Genomic DNA, 18645 nt, shown 5'->3' on the forward strand with positions numbered 1-18645 from the left:
AGAACTCCGGTCGGCGCGCGCAGAGGGTGCGGTCAACGAACGTTGGCGGGCGGCGGCCACGTTGCCTTGATCTGCGTCAAGGCTCCGCATCATTCGTCGACGGCGATTCCCACGCTTTCGAGCGCGTCGTTCCAGAGTTTGCGGACCTCGGCGTGGCGTCGTTCGAGGGCCGCGCTGACGGCGTCGCGGAAGGGCGTCAGGTCGGGCCCTTTCAGAAACAGGATCTGGGCCTGCAACAGCCGGCCGCTTTCGAATTCGATGCGGCGCAGTGCCATGACGAAGGGATCGTCCGCGTTCGCCTCGATCGGCAGCAGGGCCGCCGGCCGGATCCCGGCGTGAACGGCATGCGCGAGCGTGGCGAGGTGGACCGCTTGCCCAAGAGAGCGATCGGGTATGCCTTCGGTCGGCGTCGGAAACCAGGCGGTCTCCCAGGATGCGGCCACGTAACACAGGGCAAGGTCGGGCACCCACGCGGTCGCGCGCATCAGAAGCGAGACGATCTCGCTCTCACGGTAGAACTGCGCATTCAATTCGGTCTGCCAGGCGGCTTCGAGCTTGAGGGGAAGGGTGAGGGCGAACTGTCGTGCCAGGGCGCCATGGGCCGAGATCAGGAATGCGGCGACGCGCGTCTGCTGGTGCGGCGGCACCCGACCTTCGGAATCGAGCGGCCCGAAAAATCCGCTCATGTCGCCGTCCCCGGCACAGGAATGGCGCGCAGATGATCGTAGCCGGCTGGAAACGGAGTGAGCTCGCCGCCAGGATCTTCCGGTGCAATCCAGACCGTCTTGTTGCCATGCCAGCGTCCGGCCAGCACGTCCTCCGCGAAGCGCGCGAGCAGGTCGGCCGTCAGCGCGCCCTTCTCCAGCGTAAAGGCGTGATAGGACCGCGGAATGATCACGAGCGTGCTGTCGGGGATTTCGACCCGCAAGGTCTCGTGCAGGGCGCGCGGCGTCAGGAAGTCGAACTCGCCGTTCAGGATCATCGTCGGAACCGCGATCGACGAGAGCCGCGGCGTCAGCGGCTGGAAGTCGAGGAATGATTCCATCAGGTTCTGAAGCGCATAGACGTCGTTGACCAGCCAGCCCTGCCGCTTGACGCTGCCGAGCTTGTCCAGGAGCGGCTTCAGCCATTCATCAGACAGGTTCATAGGCAGCAGCAGATCCTGGAGATAGCCGGTGCCGCCCAGGATCAGCCCGGTGCGCAGGGCGTTGCCGATCAGTAGAAGTTGAGGCGAAAGCTCGGCAAAGCAGCTCATCGGCACCAGCCCTGAGAGGCGCTCGCCATGCTCGACGGCATAGCGCAGCGCGATCAGGCCGCCGAAGCTGATTCCGCCGAGGAAGACCGGGCCGTCGCCGAGCGCGTCGATCAGGCGACGCAGCGCCAGGACATGGTCGTCCTGATTGATGAAAAGCGCGGGCTTGTCGGACGCGCCTTGGCCGAGCAGATCGAATGTCGCGACGCGAAACCCTCGCGCGATGAGCGCGTCGCGATAGGCGGCCCACAATTCGGAATATTGGGTCAGTCCGTTGACCAGCACGTAGGCCGGCGCCGTGGCGGGACCGTTGAGCTCATACCGGATCCGGTAGGGGCCGTGGGTGAGGAAGGGCATCGCGGCGACCCGGCATGACATTCGCTGCCGAAAGTCTCGCGCGAGCGCCGCGGATTCCCTTGCGGTAGATCAAGGAGCGCACCGCCACCGCTCCTAGCGTCCGGCAAAATCAAGATCCTGCCGGAGGAATTCGCCATGATCGGAAGACAAGCCATGCGGCGATATCTCGTCAGCCTGCTGTTGCTGTTGATCGGGACCTCGCTCGCGGTGGCGCAGCCGTTCACGCGCCGTTCGTCGCAGATACAGCACGACGGGCTGAAGAAGACCTACGAGATCGCGAATTTCCGGCTTGGCGGAAAGTACGATCTCTCCGATCCCTCCAAATGGGAGAACGGCGGCGAGGGCGGCGTGACGCTGGAATCTCTCGGTGCCGGCAAGCTGCGCACGGCCTATATCGCGGTGGGCACGCCGCGGCGCAACGCCGCCGGCGAGATCACCAATGCCATCGTCATCAACTCGTATTATTCCGGCGATTCCACCGACATGTATGAGCAGTGGGTCAAGGGCGCCGCCTTGTCGGGCACCGTGCCCATCATTGGCCCGGGCCGGCCGATCGATACCGATCGTTACTACGTCATCATGGTCGATCCGCTCGGGACCTGGGGCGCCAGCAAGCCGTCCGACGGACTCGGCATCAAGTTTCCGCAGTACAGCTACTATGACATGGTCCAGGCCAACTACCGGCTGCTGCGCGACGGGCTGAAGGTCGCGCGCGTTGCCCTTGTGTCGGGCGTGTCGATGGGCGGTACCCAGACCTATGTCTGGGGCGTGATGCATCCGGAATACATCAACGCGCTGATGCCGATCGGCGGCACCACGCAGTCGGACGGCGAGGATCCCGTCGGCAACTGGACCTTCCAGATGATGACGGCCGCGATCGAATCCGATCCCGTCTGGCAGGCGTCCAACGGCGACTATTATAAGCTGCCCAAAGAGAAGCATCCGGTGCCGGGCGTCGCGTTCGGCTGGTCGATCCTGGGCATGACGGGCTACGACTTTGCCTTTCGCACGACCCAGAACTGGACCGCAGTCCAGCCCGAGATCTTCTACTGGGATCCGCCGAACGAGAAGGCCGGGCTGAACGTCATCAACCGTGCCAAGCTCTACGACGCCGTCGATCTCGTCTGGCGCAACCGCGTCGGCGAGACCCACAACATCAATCCCTATCTCGGCCGCATCCAGGCCCGCACGCTGGTGATGCACATCACCAACGATCTCTGGCTGAACTTCAAGCTCGCCCAGAAGGCCGTCGATCGCGTGCCGGGCGCGGATCTGATCGCGCAGGAGAGCCCGGTCGCCCATTACGGCGTGTTCCCGATCATCAACCAGCGCAAGAACGATCCGAAGTTCGTCGCCTTCATGGACGATGTGGCAAGCCTCGACCGTGCGCAGAAATTCGTCGACAAGAACTATCGCGTGCCCGGCGTGGCCGAGAACATCGATCCGAAAAAGTCGTTCTGGAAGGAGTTCGTCACCTATCCCTACCCGGTCAAATACGCCAACGCCAAGGACAAGAGCGGTAACGCCTGGCAGATCGGCTACATGGACGAATATGCCGGCACCGACAAGGATCCGAAGGTCCTCGTCATCATCCATGGCAAGGGCGCCTTCGGCGGCCATTACGGCAACATCATGCAATATGCGCTGCGCAGCGGCCTGCGCGTGATCGTGCCCGACCTGCCGCATTACGGCATGTCCGGGCCCGGCAATCTCGACAAGAGCCCGGCGCGTACCATGCAGGACATGCGCGAGGTGGTCTACGACCTCGTGGTCAACCAGCTCGGCGTCAAGAAGGCCTATTATCTCGGCCATTCGCTCGGCGGCCAGTTCGTGATGGGTTACGCCTTGACCTGGCCGGATGCGGTGCAGGGGCTAGCGCTGGAGGCGCCGTCGGGTCTCGAGGAATACCCGCGCGACATCACCATCGCCAAGGGCAAGAAGGCGCCGCTGTTCGACCCGGCCTTCGACCACGACTTCGACAAGTGGCGGCAGACCTGGGACCAGACCGGGATCCTGGCCGCGGAGAAGGCACGCGACGAGCAAAACATCCGTGACTTCTTCTATTTCAAGAAGCGCGACCCGGAGACGGGCGCTGTCTCTGCGGCGAAGAGCGGCTATTTCTTCAGCGACAGCGAATATGCCCGCCTCCACACCGAGCAGCGCGTCGGGCTGACCAAGGGCAATCCGAAAGAGCTCGAGCAGTGGTGCAACATCTTCATCTACGACATCTATACGATCGGGGCGGAGCTGCAGCAGGATGATCCGAAGAACCTGTACGAGCGGCTCACGCAGATCAAGGCGCCGATCTTCCTCGCGTTCGGTGACAAGGAACCGTTCATCCCGACGCCCGCGTTCAACGGGCTGACCGATCTCGGCCGCGACGCCATCACGCCGTTCATGACGCGCATGACCAATGCGGGCAACCGGCCGATCCTCAAGATCTACCCGGAGACCGGGCACTTCATCCACACCGACAACCCGGTCGAATACCCGGTCGACGTCGTCGATTTCGTGACCAAGGGAAGCGTCGACACCTCGTCGCCGCTCGGGACCGACCGCATGATCAAGGGCTCGGTGGTGTCGGCCCTGCCGGTGGCACCGACGCCGGCGGGTGCGGCGCCCACCGCCGGGCTGAACAAGTAGGACCGTTTCATGCCGAGGGTGCAGGCGGGCGAAGTCCAGCTGGGCTGGCGAGAGTGGGGCGAGGGCGACATCACCGTCGTCTTCATCCACGGCAATCTCGCCAGCAAGGACTGGATCGAGCTTGCCGCCCCGTTGTTTCCCTCCGGCCTGCGCGTCATCGGGATCGACTGGCGCGGCTGCGGCGACAGCGACCGGCCGAAGCCCGCGGTCGACTACACCAACTATACGATGCAGCAGCATGCCGAGGATATGCTGGCGGCGCTGGATACGCTGGATATCGGATACTGCCATCTCGCGACGCATTCGACCGGCGGCATCATCGCGGCCCGCATGCTGCTGATGCAGCCGCGCCGGTTCGGACGGGTGTTTGCGCTCGATCCGGTCACCCCGCTCGGCATGTCCTTCAACGTCGATCAGATCGGGGTGTTTCGGGCGATGATGGCGAGCAAGGAGGTGACGCGGACGGTGATGGCGACCGCCGCCTCTTCGCTGTTCGTACCGGAAAGCATGGCGCCGAATGCGATCCCTCGATTCCGCGACGGATTGGCGGAGACCCAGGCCTTGTTCGACCGGATCATCGACCAGACCTTTGGTGTCTCCGAGGGCATCTGGATCGGCACGCCCGTCAATCTCACGCGTGAGAAGGAGAGCCGCGAGTTGGAGCGCCGAATGCCCGATATCGGGCATTCGCATCTGGTGCTCTGGGGCGAGCGGGACGGCTGGATTCCGCGTGCCGACCTGCGCAGGATGGCCGAGGCGATGCCGGATTGCCGGCTCGTCATTGTGCCCGGTGTCGGGCATTCGATGAATCTCGAGCTGCCCGCGCTCTACGCCGGCTATTTCGGTGCATGGTTCGGGGGACTTGCAGCATAACCAGGAGGAATGACGCTATGGCCGACATCAATCCATCCGCCGAGGGCATTCGCACGATGCTGGCCGACACGCTCGGCCGTCTGCGCAAGGCCAATGCGGATTATTTTGAGCAACTGGAGAAGGGCCTGAGCGCCTCGCCGCTGCCGATTGCCAACCAGGCCAAGGAGTTCTGCGGCTACATGCAGCGCAACGTCACCGCGACGTTCGACCTCGGCGAAAAGCTGGTTCAGGCCAGGGACGTGCAGGACGCCCTCAAGATCCAGTCCGATTTCTTCCAGGAGCAGATGCGGTTGCTTGCCGATCAGACCAGGAGCATGGGCGAGTCCGCGATGAAGGCGGCGACCGGGGCCTTTACGCCGAAGACTTGAGCCGCGCGGCTGCCCGGGGCACGCGATGGCGGTTCAGTTCCTGCTTGGCACCTTCATCAGCGTGATCAACATCATGGTCCACGCGCTGGCGACCGTTGCGGCGATCGACATCGCCCGCACCGCGGGTTTGCGGCATACGTCGCGGCCTCGCGCGCACCTGATGGCCGTGATGGTCACGACTGCTGTCATTTTGATGGTCGCACACACCGTCGAGGTTCTCATCTGGGCGCTGGCCTACGCCGTGGTCGGCGCGGCGCCCGCGGGCAGCGATCTGCTGTATTTCGCCTTCGTGAACTACACCACGCTCGGCTATGGCGATATCACACCCGTCGAGGGGTGGCGGCTGACGGGGCCGATGACCGCGATGAACGGCATCCTGATGTTCGGCTGGTCGACCGCCGTCCTGTTCGAGGTGCTGCGCAAGACGCTCGAACATCTCGCGTCTATCCCGGCGGCGGGGTTCAACCCTGGAGATCGAGGCTAGCGAGCTGATTCCGGTCCAGGAGTATGATCTGGCGCTGGTTGTTGCCGATGAAGCCGAGAATGCCGAGCTCATGCAACCGCGACAGCGCGCGGGACACCGTCTCCAGCGTCAGTCCAAGATAGTCCGCGATATCGCGGCGCGACATCGGCAGCGCCATGACGCCTGCGGCCGTTAGCCGCTTGTCCATCTCCAGCAGGAAGGCCGCGACCCGCTCCAGCGACGTCTTGCGGCCGAGCAGCAGCATGTGGTCTTCCGCATGCTGAAGGTTGCAGGTGGTCATGCTGAGCAGGTTTCGAGCAACCATGGCATCGCCTTCGGCGACGAGTTCGAGGCTCTGCCGCCTGACGAGGCGTACGGTGGTGTCGACGATCGCCTCCGTGGTGAATCTATGCTCGCTGCCGTTCTCGAGCCCGAAGATGTCGCCAACCAGGTGAAACGCGCCAATCTGACGACGGCCGTCAGACAGCAGCTTGTAGCTCCGCACGGCGCCCGATTTGACTTGATAGACGTACTCCGCCGGCTCTTTCTCGCCGTAGATCTCGGTGCCTTTTTTGTACGTAAATTCGTTTAAACTGATGATCGGATTTGAATCACTGGTCATCCCGAGTTCGCGGAGCGAATGGAGACGCGCAGACGAATCGACTGAGTTGCGTACGAACATGGCCAACCCCCGAAGCCAACGATGACACGATAGTCGTCCGGATATCACTTCATCGATGGGGAAAGGGCCGCCGACCAGTTCCCGCAAGGGTTGTCTACGATGAAATCGGCCTTTTAAGCCATTGTCTCTAGGTTCATTGTACCAAAGGACAAAGTGGCAATTTGGTGCGTGGAATGAGATGCGCGTCACGGGGCAGTTCGATCGACCGTGAATACAGCCCGGTCAGGCCGTTCGCTATCTGTCATTCGGTATATTGTGATTGCGTTCTTGCGGCGCGGCAATTGGCTTCCCCGGGGTTGCCTTGGTCACGATTTCGCGATCTGTCTGTGTTTGTATGAGTGGCTCAAGAGGGGACAGTGTCAGGTTTCGTTTACGTCGTGGACGATGACGAATCGTTTCGGATGGCGGTTGGGCGCCGGCTCAAGCTTGCGGGCTATGAGGTCGTGACCTACTCGTCGGCACAGCAATTGCTGGACGATCTGCCGGATGCGGACAAGCCGGCGTGCATCCTGCTCGACGTGCAGATCCCGGGACTGAGCGGACCTGAACTGCAGGCCCGCCTCGGAGAACTTGGCTCGACGCTTCCAATCGTGTTCCTCACCGGGCATGCCGATACGGCGACGACGGTGCGCGCCATCAAGGCCGGCGCGGAGGATGTTCTGACCAAGCCGGTATCGTCCGAGCAATTGATCGACGTGATCGAACGCGCATTGGTGCGCCGAGAGACTTTGCGCGACCAACGGAGCAGGCTCGACTCGCTGCGGGCCCTCCTGACGTCACTGACGCCGCGCGAACGGCAGGTTTTCGATCTGATCGTGCGGGGCAAGATCAACAAGCAAGTCGCATATCTGCTCGGGACCACCGAGCGCACTGTGAAGGCGCATCGCCATCAGGTGATGGAGAAGATGCAGGTAGCTTCGCTCGCTGAGCTGGTTTCGATTGCTGAACGGCTGGGTCTGCTTGATCCCAACGAGACGTAAGAACTTTGTCGGCGTCTACGCTGTGTGGTTGGGTTCCCATTGGGTGACCTGAACCAAGGGACAATATGACAGCCTGACAGAATCTGGCAAAGGCCGCTTACATCGTCGGGTTTCTGCCGGCCGAACCAGCAGACGAACTGGTGAGAAGCCGCGCAGCTCGCAACGCCGCGGCAATTCCTCTCGAAGAATGAGAAGGCCTGTCTCTTGTCCGCACGCAAATCCATTTACGTCGTGGACGATGATTCATCCATGCGCCGAAGCATGGAGCGATTGCTTCGAGAGCGCGGCTTCAATGCAATACCGTTCGAATCGGCCAGCGCACTGCTCAGTCATGGTCGCTTTGACGAAGCCTGCTGCATCGTTCTGGATATCAACCTGAACGGCGAATCCGGCATCGCTCTCCGCCGCAGGCTCGCGAAGGAGGGCGCTACCGTGTCGGTCATCTACATCACCGGCAACGACAACCATGCGGACCAGTCGGCTGCGATCGAATCGGGATGCGTTGCCTATCTGACCAAGCCGTTTGCGGCGAATACGTTTATTGAATCGGTTGAACGCGCCTGCACCCGCGCCGTCTAAGCCGATCGCACGTCTCATTCGTCAATGTCCTGCTCCAGCGTTTTTGCCGGCGCACCCTTATGGACGGCGGCGAATTGCGCCAGCGGCAATGACGTCGTTACGGCCAGAAGGTTGGAATCGACCACCTCGAGAACCAATGCCTTCCCGGATTCCATCTCGGTGATGAACCTGGCATCCGCAACGTCCGCGGCGATGCAGGCGTTGGTGAGGCACCAGGTGTAGGGCACGAGCTGGGGACTTCCTTGGTCGACTGTCAGCTTGGCCGGTTGCCTCAGATACATGCCGACCGGGACGAACAATTGCAGCCGTGCAGAGCGGTCGCCGTCGCGCTCGATCAGGTCCACGCGCACGGCGACCTGGCCGGTCGAAAACTTGCCGGTGATCGATGTCCGGCACAGCGTCGGCGCGCCTCCCGGCTTGAAGCACAGTTTCTGCCAGTCTCCGAAGGTGATGTCCTTGGCTTCGCGCTGGCCGCGAGGCGCGATTTCGGCGGGCTTCGCCTCGCGCACGGGCTCTTGCGCCGCGACGTCCCGGACCGGGACTGGTCCGGCGATGGCCGCTACCAATGCAATGGACAGGCAGGCGCGCGCGTGCCTGGGCCGTGCCGTTGAAGCTGGGTTGATCATGATTGCGCCTCCAAGCGCCGGCCTCCGCGGCTATTTCTGCGCGTCGAGAAATCGTTCGACGAGCGGTGACCACATCGGGATCGTGTCGGGCGAGCCGACGAAGAAATGCCCTTCATTGCCGAAGGGCGGCATCAAATGATACTCGGCCCGGCCGCCGGCCGCGGTGAAGGCCTCATGCATGCGCTTCGACAGGGCCGGGCCGAAGAACGTGTCGTTCTCGATATAGAACCACAGCATCGGCACCCGCGAGGTTCGGCCGAAATCCGCGGTCGCTTCGACCAGCTTGTCCGGCGCACAGTTGTTGTTGGGCTTGCCGTCGACGCGTCCGCCGCGACCCGCCGCGAAGGTGATGATGGCTTTGACCTGCGGCGGGTTCACGCTGGACAACGCGATCGAGGCCCAGCCGCCGGCGGACTGTCCGATGACGACGACGTCCTTCGGGACGACGCGTTTCTCGGCAACCATGTAGTCGATGATCCAGAGATCGGCCTGGGCCACCGCAAGCCCGGCATCGTGGAAGTTCGGATTGGTGCACTTGCCGACCTTCGAGAAGAACGGCCCATAGAGCCCGTGTTCCGGAATGTCGATGGCGGCTGCACCATATCCGGTGCCGACCGGCGCCACGACGAGGTAGCCGCGCTTGGCGAACCACTTCGCCGCGTCGCGGAATTCCACCAGCGGAAAGAAGCTGCGATCGACCGGTTTGAGCGACACGCCATGGTTCATGATCGCCAGAGGGAAGGGACCGTCGCCGACGGGCCGCGCCACATAGGCGAACATCGGAAGCGGCAGCGGCAGCGCCCACACCTCCTCCTGGATCGGAACATTGTCCTCGGCGCGCGCCGGAGCGAGCGGCCAGATCAGGAGGAGCAACGCCGCCACGATTGGCCCGAGCGTCGGTGTATCGCGGAGATTCATACGTGCCTCCTTCAAGCGGCGAAGGTGCTGGCCACGATGATCGGGCCGAGCACGGTCAGGACCACGTTGCCGACGGCGTAGGGCACGGCGACGCCGAGCACCGGCGTCTGGCTCTCGGCAACCTCGCAGGCCCCGGTCACGGCGGCGTCGACCGTCATAGCGCCGGCCAGCGCGCCACAGATGATGACCGGATTCATGTGCAGCACGCGATGAGCAAACAAGGTCGTCACGATCAGCGGCACCAGCGTGACGACGAGGCCCATGCCGACCAGCAGCATGCCGTGCGACTGGATCGCGACCCAGGCCGCATGGCCGTTGCCGAGCCCGATCGCCGCGATGAAGCCTCCAAGCCCGAGATCGCTCAGCGTCTGCTGCGCTGCGGGCGGCATTGCACCCAGCGTCGGCCGTCGTGACCGCAGCCAGCCGCAGAACAGCCCTGCAATCAGGGCGCCGCCGCCACCGCCCAGTGTCAGGGGCACCGACCCGATCTTGACGCTCGCGAGACCGGCGAGCAGGCCCACGGCGATGCCCGCGGCAAGGAATGCAATGTCGGTACGATCTTCGGAGCGCAGGATCTGTCCGACATGGGTAGCGGCGCGCTCGATGTTGCGGGTGCTGCCGACCAGCGTCATGACGTCGCCGACATAGACGCGGGTGTCCGCGCTCAAGGGCACCTCGCGTTCCATCCGCGTCAACCTGCGCAGGAAGACGCCGCGCGCGTTGTCGCCCACGCGTTCGGCCACGTCCTTGACCGAGCAGCCATGGAGCTTGCGGTTGTCGACGAGGACATCGGCCACATTGCCGGGAAGGGCCTTCAGGATCTCGTCGGCGTCGATTTCGGCGCCAATGATCGGTTTTGCAGCGACGATGGCCGCGGTTCGTCCCGCGATGACGATATCGTCGTCCGCTTCAAGAACGGTGTCGCGATGCGGCTCGACATCGACGCCCCGGCGCACGATCCGCTCGATTACGCTGCGGCTGCCGATCTCGCCTTCGACAGCGCCGACGGTCCGTCCGGCCGCTGTCGACACCCGATAGGCGCGAGCCTGGAATTTTCGATAGTGCAGGTTTTCAGTCTGCGGCGGATTTCCTCCCGACAGCTCCGCTTCCAGCTTCGCGGCTTCCGCCTTTAGATCGATTTGCATCAGCCTCGGCGCGACAAACGGCACGAACAGAAGCGTAAGGATGTAACCAAGGACGTAAGTCACGGCATAGCCGGCGGCGATGTTCGCCTCCTGCTGCTCCAGCGCATCCTTGGCGAGCCCGAGCTGGGCCAGCGCGCCGGACGCCGTGCCGATGACTGAGGATTGCGTCAGGGCTCCCGCAGCAAGACCCGAAGCGGTGCCGGGACCGAGCGCGAACGCATTGGCAAATATGAGAACGACGACGAGGCCGGTGGCTCCAAGCACGAGCGCGAGCGCAACCTGCGCCAAGGTTCGGATGCTCAGCGAGGCAAAGAACTCCGGACCCGACCGGTAGCCGATCGTGAACACGAACAGGCTGAAGAGAATGATCCGCAGCAGGGACGGAAACGTGAAGGTGCCGAGCTGCCCGATCAGGACAGCCACGATGAGCGTGCACGCCGTGGTGCCGATCGCAAAGCCGTGGACCCGGACACGGCCAAGAATGGTGCCGAGCGCGACCGACAGCAGCAGGAAGATTTCCGGAGCGGTGGAGATGATCCACCTGACCGTGCTCATGGCGCATGCCTTCCAGCAATGTGCGCCAAATCTGGTTGGTGAAACCCGGCGATGCTTGATCCAGATCAATCCTTGCCGCCGGCACGCCGCTCCCTGTGGAGCCGTGCAGGATTGCAGAACCCGGCGTCTCGGACATGAGCACGATGGATACCACAGCTGCTTCGTCGATACGCCGCGACGAAACGGTACCGATCGCGCTGCTGCTGGCCTTCGCCGGTGGCTATCTCGACGCCTATACGTGGATCGTCCATGGCGTGATGGCTAACGCGCAGACCGCCAATCTCGTCCTGCTGTGGGTCTATGGTTCGATCGGCGACTGGACGAAGGCGCTCCACTTTGTCCCACCGATCCTTGCGTTCGCGGTTGGCGTCGTGGTTGCGGCATGGCTGCGCCGCGCAACCGGGGAGCGCGCCAGCGCGATCAGCACGCTCATCGAAATACTGCTGTTGGTCGCTATCGCCATCCTGCACAACCGCCTGCCGGATCTTGCGGGAACGCTTGGCATTTCGTTCGTCGCCGCCGTACAGAGCGCCGTCTTCACCAGGGTCGAGGGCGTCGTCTACAGCTCGGTCATGATCACGGGCAACATGCGGCAGGCGATCGAAGGTGTGTTCGCTGCGGTCTCCGGACATGGGACGCTGCGCCCTCCCGGCATTTTCGCCACCCTATGCGTCACGTTCGGCCTCGGAGCCGCAATTGGCGCCTTCGCGACCAAGCAAATCCCGAATCTGGTGCTCGGTATCCCCGTGATCGCACTCCTGATCGTGCTGCTGCGTTGCGAAGCCCCGCGCGACGAGGCCAGCCCATGACGACTTCCGAGCCGAGATCGCGCTGGATGGTCCTGTTTCCGCCGGCGACATGGCTTGCGCATTATCATGGCGCCTGGCTGCGTTCGGACGCCATCGCCGGCATCACGCTGGCGGCTTACGCCATTCCCGTGTCGCTGGCCTATGCGGCGCTGGCGGGCCTGCCGCCCCAGATCGGAATCTACGGTTACATGCTCGGCGGCATCGGCTATGCGCTGCTCGGGTCGTCGCGCCAGCTTGCAGTCGGTCCGACCTCCGCGATCTCGCTGATGATTGCGGCCACGGTCGGAACGCTGGCCGGCGGAGACCCGGCGAAATACGCCGAGATCGCAAGCCTGGCCGCATGCGCGGTGGCGCTGCTTTGCCTGATCTCCTGGTTGTTCAAGCTCAGCGTTCTCGTCCGCCTGGTCAGCGACAGCATCCTGGTCGGTTTCAAGGCCGGCGCGGGGCTCACCATCATGATGAGCCAGTTGCCGAGCCTGTTCGGCGTCACCGGAGGCGGTCACAATTTCTTCGATCGCGCCATCAAGCTCAGTGGCCAGCTCGGCGGCATCAATTGGCTGGTTCTGGCGATCGGTGCCATCGCGCTCTTCTTCCTCCTGCTCGGAGAACGGCGGCTGCCCGGAAAGCCGGTCGGGCTCACGATCATGTTCCTGTCGATCGCCTTGGCGACACTGCTTGGCCTTCCGTCCCTCGGCGTGCCAGTCACCGGCAAGATTCCGGAGGGCTTGCCGGCGATCGGATTGCCCAGCTTTGGTCTGTTGGAGCCCGACGAGCTGTTTCCGTTGGCCGCGGGATGCGTCTTGCTGGCCTATATAGAAGGTGTCTCCGCCGCCCGCAGCTTTGCTGCCAAGCATGGCTATGCGCTCGATGTCCGGCAGGAGTTCCTGGGGCTGGGCGCGGCGAATCTCGTCACCGCGTTCGGCCACGGCTATCCCGTGGCCGGCGGGCTGTCGCAATCTGCGGTCAACGACAATGCCGGGGCACGCACGCCACTGGCGCTGGTGATCTGTTCGGCGACGCTCGCGCTGTGCCTGCTGTTCTTCACGGGGGTGTTGACAAATCTGCCCAAGGCAGTGCTGGCGGCGATCGTCTTTGCTGCCGTCTACAGGCTGGTGGACATCCGCGCGCTGTTTCGGATGTGGCAAGTCAGCCGCATCGACTTTTATGCCGCGGCGATTGCGCTCCTGTCAGTGTTGCTCCTGGGGATCCTGCAAGGCGTCCTGCTGGCGGCGATTGCGTCGATCGTCCTGCTCCTGGCGCGGGCATCACGTCCGAACGTTGCTTTCCTCGGCCGGCTTCCGGGGACCGGCCGCTACTCCGACAATGCGAGGCACGATGGCGTCGAGCCATTGGTCGGCATCATCGCATTTCGACCCGAAGCCTCGCTGCTCTACATCAATGCTGAAACGATCCTGGAAGCAGTTTTGGACACCTTGCTGAGGTCAGTCGATGTCAGGCTGGTAGTCTGCGATCTCTCGGCATCGCCCTATATCGATCTGGCGGGTGCGCGCATGTTGCACGATCTCTATGACGAACTCGCCTCCCGGCATGTCGCATTCTGCATCGTCGGCGCGCACGCACAGTTGCGCGATCTGCTGCGGGCCGAAGGACTGGCGGAAAAGACCGACAGCGGGGCGTGGCTTCGCTCGCTCGACAGCGTGCTCGGCGAAGGCAACGCCGGACATCCCGACACCGAGCGTCGGCCGACTCGCTAGCCGGCTTGCTCCGATCCGATCCCACCTATCGCCCGCAAACGATCGCGCGACAGCCGTCTCGGACGATATTGCATCGCGAAGCGTCGGGCGTCTGCAAGATGCGCGACCGTTGACTTGGATCAATGGATCGAGGTCGGCGGGCATCACGATCCGGCCGCGACCTCGCAAAGATCCGGAGAGAGACATGTCCAAGGATGCCAAGCCTGCAGAAAAGCGCATCGATCAGTTCATTTCCGGGCCCGGTGGACGGGCGGACGACTGGCGCGATCTGGTCGAGGCAGCCAAGACATGGGCGCGCGGCGGCGACCGAGCGAAGTATGACGCGGCGCTGGTCAATCTCTCCGTGATAGAGGAGTTTCACGGCTATCCCGGGCCGCAATTGATGGCGGTGTTGCGGGAAGCGGCCTCGGCCGGCGATGCGGCGGGTTCGCTTGGCCTTGCGACGCGCATCACGCAGGCCCTGATGACGAGATCCTTCCGCCAGCATGCCGGCGACTGGAATCCCAAGGACGACGGCAATAGCGATGCGCCCGAGCTCGTGCCCTCGACTTTCGGATCGCATGAGGGCCATCGGCCCTATTTCGAAACGCTGATCGTCACCGGCGTCTCCTCCCACAATTGGCCGGTGCTCGCCGCCGAATGGCGCAAGCTGCGACGTCCGGTCGATTCCTTCGTCTATGAGCCGGTGATCGTCGGCAGCCTCGAAGACGCCTTCTGCGCGACGATGCTCAACCCCAACATCGCGGCCGTCGTCATCAACGAAGGGTTCGGCCTGCGCTCGCGTCACGACGCGCCGGTACTGCGCACCATGACCGCCGCCGCGGGCATCAATGACGAGGCGGACGCGTCCGCACTTCGGCTCGCGCACATCATCAAGCGGGTGCGTCCCGAACTTGACCTCTATCTGATGTCAAATCGCGACGTCGAGGAAATGGCGGGAAACCCCGAGGCCGATGTGGTTCGGCGGATATTCTACTCCGTCGAAGAGCTCCTCGAGCTCCATCTCTCCATCCTCGAAGGTATCCAGGATCGCTTCGACACACCGTTCTTCGACAATCTCAAGAAATACGCGCAACGCCCGATCGGGACGTTCCATGCGCTGCCGATCGCGCGCGGCAAGTCTGTCTTCAAGTCGGACTGGATCCGCGACATGGGCGAATTCTACGGCCTCAACCTGTTCCTGGCCGAGAGCAGCGCGACCACCGGCGGGCTCGACAGCCTGCTGGAGCCGACCGGCAACATCAAGAAAGCGCAGGACAAGGCGGCGCGCGCGCTCGGCGCGGATCGTGTGTTCTTCGTGACCAACGGTACCTCGACCTCGAACAAGATGGCGGTGCAGGCTCTGCTCGGGCCGGGCGACATCGCGATCGTCGATCGCAACTGCCACAAGTCGCACCACTACGGCATGGTGCTGGCCGGCGCCCAGCCGATCTATGTCGAAGCGTTCCCGATGACGGCATATTCGATGTATGGCGCGGTGCCGCTGAAGACGGTCAAGCAGGCCCTGCTGAATGCGAAGGCCGATGGCCGGCTGAACCGCGTCAAGATGCTTGACCTGACCAACTGTACCTTCGACGGCCACATCTACAACACCCGCCGGGTGATGGAGGAATGTCTCGCGATCAAACCGGACCTGATCTTCCTCTGGGACGAAGCCTGGTTCGGCTTTGCACGCTTCTCGCCGTTCCTGCGGCGGCGCACCGCCATGGGCGCCGCCAACGAGATCGAGGCCTGGATGCGCGATCCGAGATCGGTCAAGGCTTACGAAGCCCAACAGGCTGTGCTCGGCAAGAACCCCTCCGACGAGATGCTGCTCAAGACACGGCTAATCCCCGATCCGCGTCAGATCCGCTTGCGCGTCTACCAGACCAATTCGACCCACAAGTCGATGTCGGCGATCCGGCAGGGCTCGATGCTGTCCGTCAAGGACGTGGAGTTCCACACGGTCGAGCAGCAGTTCAAGGAGGCCGTGTTCACGCACGCATCGACCAGCCCGAACCAGCAGCTCATCGCCAGCCTCGACGTCTCGCGGCGCCAGATGGAGCTCGAGGGCTATGGTCTCGTGGCCAATGCGATGGAAATTGCGTTTGCCATCCGCCATGCGGTCAACAACAATCCGCTGATCTCGAAATACTTCCGGATTCTCGGCGCGGACGCCATGGTGCCGGCGCAATACCGCCAGAGCGGCTTCACCGACTATCTGGCAGCCGGTACGAACTGGGCGAGCATTCTGAAGAGCCTGGACGACGACGAATTCTGCCTCGATCCGACCCGCATGACCCTGGTGTGCGGCACCGCCGGCTACGACGGCACGCAGTTCAAGGGAATCCTGGCCAACGAGTACAATATCCAGATCAACAAGACCTCGCGCAACTCGGTGTTGTTCCAGTCCAATATCAACAACACCCGCAGCGACGTTGCGCATCTGGTGAGGGTGCTGGCCGAGATCGCGGGCGAGGTCGATCGCGGGCTTGCTCAGGGCGGCGTCAATGCGAAGAAGACATTCGAGGCGCGGGTCAAGAGCCTGATGACCGACGTGCCGGACTTGCCGAACTTCTCGCATTTCCACCAGAGCTTCCGTGGCGATGCCGGCGCCAAGACCAACGAAGGCGATATCCGCAGCGGCTTCTACGCAGCGTATGACGCGGCAGGTTGCGAATTCATTCGCCTCGCCGACCCCGAGATCGACCGTCGCCTGAAGGCCGGTCCCGACCTCGTCTCGGCCAGTTTCGTGATCCCGTATCCGCCGGGCTTCCCGATCATGGTGCCGGGTCAGGTCATCACCCAGGAAACCATCGACTTCATGCGCAAGCTCGATGTGAAGGAGATCCACGGCTACGACGCCAAGGAGGGGTTGAAGCTCGTGCGCGCTGAAGCCTTGGCCAAGATCGGCAGGCCAAAGCCGGCCGCAGCGCCGAAGCTCAAGGCCGCGTCATAAGAGGGCACGAACATGCAGGCGTTTTTCACGTTCTTGCAGCAGAATCCGTTTCTGTTGCTGTTCTTCGTCGTCGGTCTTGCCGTCTGGATCGGCCGGGCCAGCATCAAGGGTTACGGCCTCGGCATGGTCGCCGGCGCCATCGTGGTCGGCGCAGCCCTTTCGGTCTGGGCCTCAACCTACGGCGTCAAGCTCGAGCTCAACGCCTTTGCCAAGAGCCTCTTCTATTATCTGTTCATGTATGGCGTCGGCCTCCGCGTAGGCCCATCCTTCATCAACAGCCTGAGGGGTGATGGCCTCAAATTCTGCATCCTGGCGGTGGTGTCGAGCGTGCTCGGCTTGGCGCTGGTCGTGATCTGCACCAAGCTCTTCGCGCTCCCGATTGGTGCAGCCGGCGGCATGCTGGCTGGATCGCAGACCATGTCGGCCGCGATTGGTTCGGCCGAGCAGGCCGTGACCTCGGGTGTCGTGAAGCTTCCCGAAGGCATGAAGCCCGAGGACGCGTCGGGCATGATCGCACTGTCCTACGGCATCACCTATATCTGGGGTACCGTCGGCATCATCCTGATCTGCAAGTACCTCCCGCGCTGGTGGGGCGTCGATGCGAGGGCGGCAGCCAGGCAGTACGAGCAGGAGTTCGGCGTCAAGGATCTCGAGGGCGGCGGCCTGACCGGCTACCGGCAGTTCGGATTGCGCGCCTACCGATTGGAAAATCCGGCGCAGTTCGGCATGAGTATCGCCAAGTTCCGTGCGGTTCACCCGGAATACCGGATCGTCAACGTCGCCCGCGGCGGTGAGCCGCAAGGAGCCGATCCCGACTTCGTCCTGCAAAAGGGCGACGTCGTCGCGCTCGGCGGCTCGACCGAACATCTGACCGACAAGATGGGCCTGATCGGTCCCGAAGTTGCCGACGCCAAGGCGCTCGGCATTCCCATGGACCAGGCGGACATCCTCGTCACCAACAAGGAGATGGTCGGACGCACCTTCGAATCCTTCCGCGACACGGCGATCGCCGGCCAGTTGCAGGTTACCAAGGTCGAGCGCGGCGGCGTGCAGATCCCGGCCGGTCTCAAGACCGAGTTGCAGCGGATGGACATCGTGTCGGTGGTCGGCCTCAAGTCGGCCGTCAACGAGCTCGGCGAGATGTGGGGCCGCATCGCGCGGACCAACACCTCGACCGATCTCCTGACGCTCGCCGCCGGCATGATCATCGGCTTCCTGATCGGCATGATCGAATTTCCGGCCTTCGGCGCCAAGGTCGGCCTCGGCAACGCCGGCGGTCTGTTGCTGTCGGGCGTGATCGTCTCGTCGCTGGTCTCGCGGCTGCGCTTCTTCGGCAACACGCCAAACGCTGCGCGCAACGTGCTGGAGGACCTCGGTCTGGTGGTCTTCGTCGCCATCGTCGGTGTCAATGCCGGCGCCGGATTGCTGGCGCAACTGACCGGAGCCGTGGCCCTGAAGATCTTCGTTGCCGGCTTCATCGCCTGCACGATCCCGCCGTTCATCGTCTGGGCGATCGGCTATCACGTCTTCAAGATCAACCCGGCCGTGCTGATGGGCGGCGTTGCCGGCGCGCGCTCGCACTCGGGTCCCTGCCGCGAGGCCGCGGTGGAAATCCAGAGCTCCGTGCCCTGGATCGGATTCCCGGTCGCCTATGCCGTGTCGGGTATCCTGCTCACCGTGTTCGGTTACTTCGCGATGATCCTGGCGCAATAGCGCGGCACCTTCATTCAAAGGACAAGAGA

At 63.4% G+C, this 18645-nt stretch carries 16 protein-coding genes; 10 read left to right on the forward strand and 6 right to left on the reverse strand.

Annotated elements, in window-relative coordinates:
* Positions 1–89: 89 nt before the first annotated feature.
* Positions 90–686 carry a hypothetical protein gene (locus ACXJMY_RS14190; protein ID WP_456619962.1) on the reverse strand — a complete coding sequence of 199 codons (597 nt, stop codon included), beginning with the start codon at positions 684–686 and terminating at the stop codon, positions 90–92.
* Complete coding sequence (locus ACXJMY_RS14195; protein WP_456619963.1) at positions 683–1609, reverse strand: alpha/beta fold hydrolase; 927 nt, start codon at positions 1607–1609, stop codon at positions 683–685. Before ACXJMY_RS14195 ends, ACXJMY_RS14190 begins: the two co-directional genes overlap by 4 nt.
* 135 nt (positions 1610–1744) lie before the next feature.
* On the opposite strand from ACXJMY_RS14195, the gene ACXJMY_RS14200 reads away from it, so the two are divergent.
* Genes ACXJMY_RS14200 through ACXJMY_RS14215 form a run of 4 tightly spaced genes read left to right on the forward strand, consistent with a single transcriptional unit; the run spans position 1745 to position 5977 of the window.
* On the forward strand, positions 1745–4252 hold the full coding sequence (locus ACXJMY_RS14200; RefSeq protein WP_456619964.1) for an alpha/beta hydrolase: 2508 nt from the start codon (positions 1745–1747) through the stop codon (positions 4250–4252).
* A 9-nt stretch (positions 4253–4261) separates the two neighbouring features.
* On the forward strand, positions 4262–5125 hold the full coding sequence (locus tag ACXJMY_RS14205) for an alpha/beta fold hydrolase (RefSeq protein WP_456619965.1): 864 nt from the start codon (positions 4262–4264) through the stop codon (positions 5123–5125).
* A gap of 17 nt (positions 5126–5142) precedes the next feature.
* The gene (locus tag ACXJMY_RS14210; protein ID WP_456619966.1) at positions 5143–5493 is read left to right on the forward strand and encodes a phasin; all 351 of its coding nucleotides are present in this window, start codon (positions 5143–5145) and stop codon (positions 5491–5493) included.
* A 25-nt stretch (positions 5494–5518) separates the two neighbouring features.
* Positions 5519–5977: a potassium channel family protein gene (locus ACXJMY_RS14215; RefSeq protein WP_456619967.1), complete on the forward strand. Its 459-nt coding sequence runs from the start codon at positions 5519–5521 to the stop codon at positions 5975–5977.
* Here ACXJMY_RS14215 and ACXJMY_RS14220 read toward each other — a convergent pair.
* The gene (locus ACXJMY_RS14220; protein ID WP_456619968.1) at positions 5955–6638 is read right to left on the reverse strand and encodes a helix-turn-helix domain-containing protein; all 684 of its coding nucleotides are present in this window, start codon (positions 6636–6638) and stop codon (positions 5955–5957) included. The two genes, ACXJMY_RS14215 and ACXJMY_RS14220, sit on opposite strands and share 23 nt — an antisense overlap.
* A gap of 356 nt (positions 6639–6994) precedes the next feature.
* On the opposite strand from ACXJMY_RS14220, the gene ACXJMY_RS14225 reads away from it, so the two are divergent.
* Positions 6995–7618, forward strand: a complete 624-nt coding sequence (locus ACXJMY_RS14225) for a response regulator transcription factor (RefSeq protein WP_456620090.1) — start codon at positions 6995–6997, stop codon at positions 7616–7618.
* Positions 7619–7822: 204 nt separating this feature from the next.
* The gene (locus tag ACXJMY_RS14230; protein WP_456619969.1) at positions 7823–8197 is read left to right on the forward strand and encodes a response regulator transcription factor; all 375 of its coding nucleotides are present in this window, start codon (positions 7823–7825) and stop codon (positions 8195–8197) included.
* Positions 8198–8211: 14 nt separating this feature from the next.
* On the opposite strand, the gene ACXJMY_RS14235 is transcribed toward ACXJMY_RS14230, so the two are convergent.
* From ACXJMY_RS14235 to ACXJMY_RS14245, 3 genes are read right to left on the reverse strand one after another with little or no spacing between them, the layout of a single operon-like run.
* Entirely contained in the window at positions 8212–8823 is a 612-nt protein-coding gene (locus ACXJMY_RS14235) for an invasion associated locus B family protein (RefSeq protein WP_456619970.1), read from the reverse strand.
* A gap of 30 nt (positions 8824–8853) precedes the next feature.
* Positions 8854–9741 (reverse strand): alpha/beta hydrolase family protein, encoded by an 888-nt coding sequence (locus ACXJMY_RS14240; RefSeq protein ID WP_456619971.1) that lies wholly within the window; start codon positions 9739–9741, stop codon positions 8854–8856.
* 11 nt (positions 9742–9752) lie between these two features.
* The gene (locus ACXJMY_RS14245; protein ID WP_456619972.1) at positions 9753–11441 is read right to left on the reverse strand and encodes an aspartate-alanine antiporter-like transporter; all 1689 of its coding nucleotides are present in this window, start codon (positions 11439–11441) and stop codon (positions 9753–9755) included.
* 134 nt (positions 11442–11575) lie between these two features.
* Here ACXJMY_RS14245 and ACXJMY_RS14250 point away from each other — a divergent pair, with 134 nt between their 5' ends.
* The 4 genes from ACXJMY_RS14250 to ACXJMY_RS14265 all read left to right on the forward strand — a co-directional run bounded on the left by ACXJMY_RS14250 (position 11576) and on the right by ACXJMY_RS14265 (position 18616).
* Positions 11576–12250 carry a YoaK family protein gene (locus ACXJMY_RS14250; RefSeq protein WP_456619973.1) on the forward strand — a complete coding sequence of 225 codons (675 nt, stop codon included), beginning with the start codon at positions 11576–11578 and terminating at the stop codon, positions 12248–12250.
* Positions 12247–13965, forward strand: a complete 1719-nt coding sequence (locus ACXJMY_RS14255) for a SulP family inorganic anion transporter (RefSeq protein ID WP_456619974.1) — start codon at positions 12247–12249, stop codon at positions 13963–13965. Before ACXJMY_RS14250 ends, ACXJMY_RS14255 begins: the two co-directional genes overlap by 4 nt.
* A 184-nt stretch (positions 13966–14149) precedes the next feature.
* Positions 14150–16903, forward strand: a complete 2754-nt coding sequence (locus ACXJMY_RS14260; protein ID WP_456619975.1) for a decarboxylase — start codon at positions 14150–14152, stop codon at positions 16901–16903.
* Between the two features lie 12 nt (positions 16904–16915).
* Positions 16916–18616, forward strand: coding sequence for an aspartate:alanine exchanger family transporter (locus tag ACXJMY_RS14265; RefSeq protein ID WP_456619976.1), 1701 nt, complete (start codon positions 16916–16918; stop codon positions 18614–18616).
* Positions 18617–18645: the final 29 nt, after the last annotated feature.

This window comes from Bradyrhizobium sp. P5_C12 (assembly GCF_054049735.1).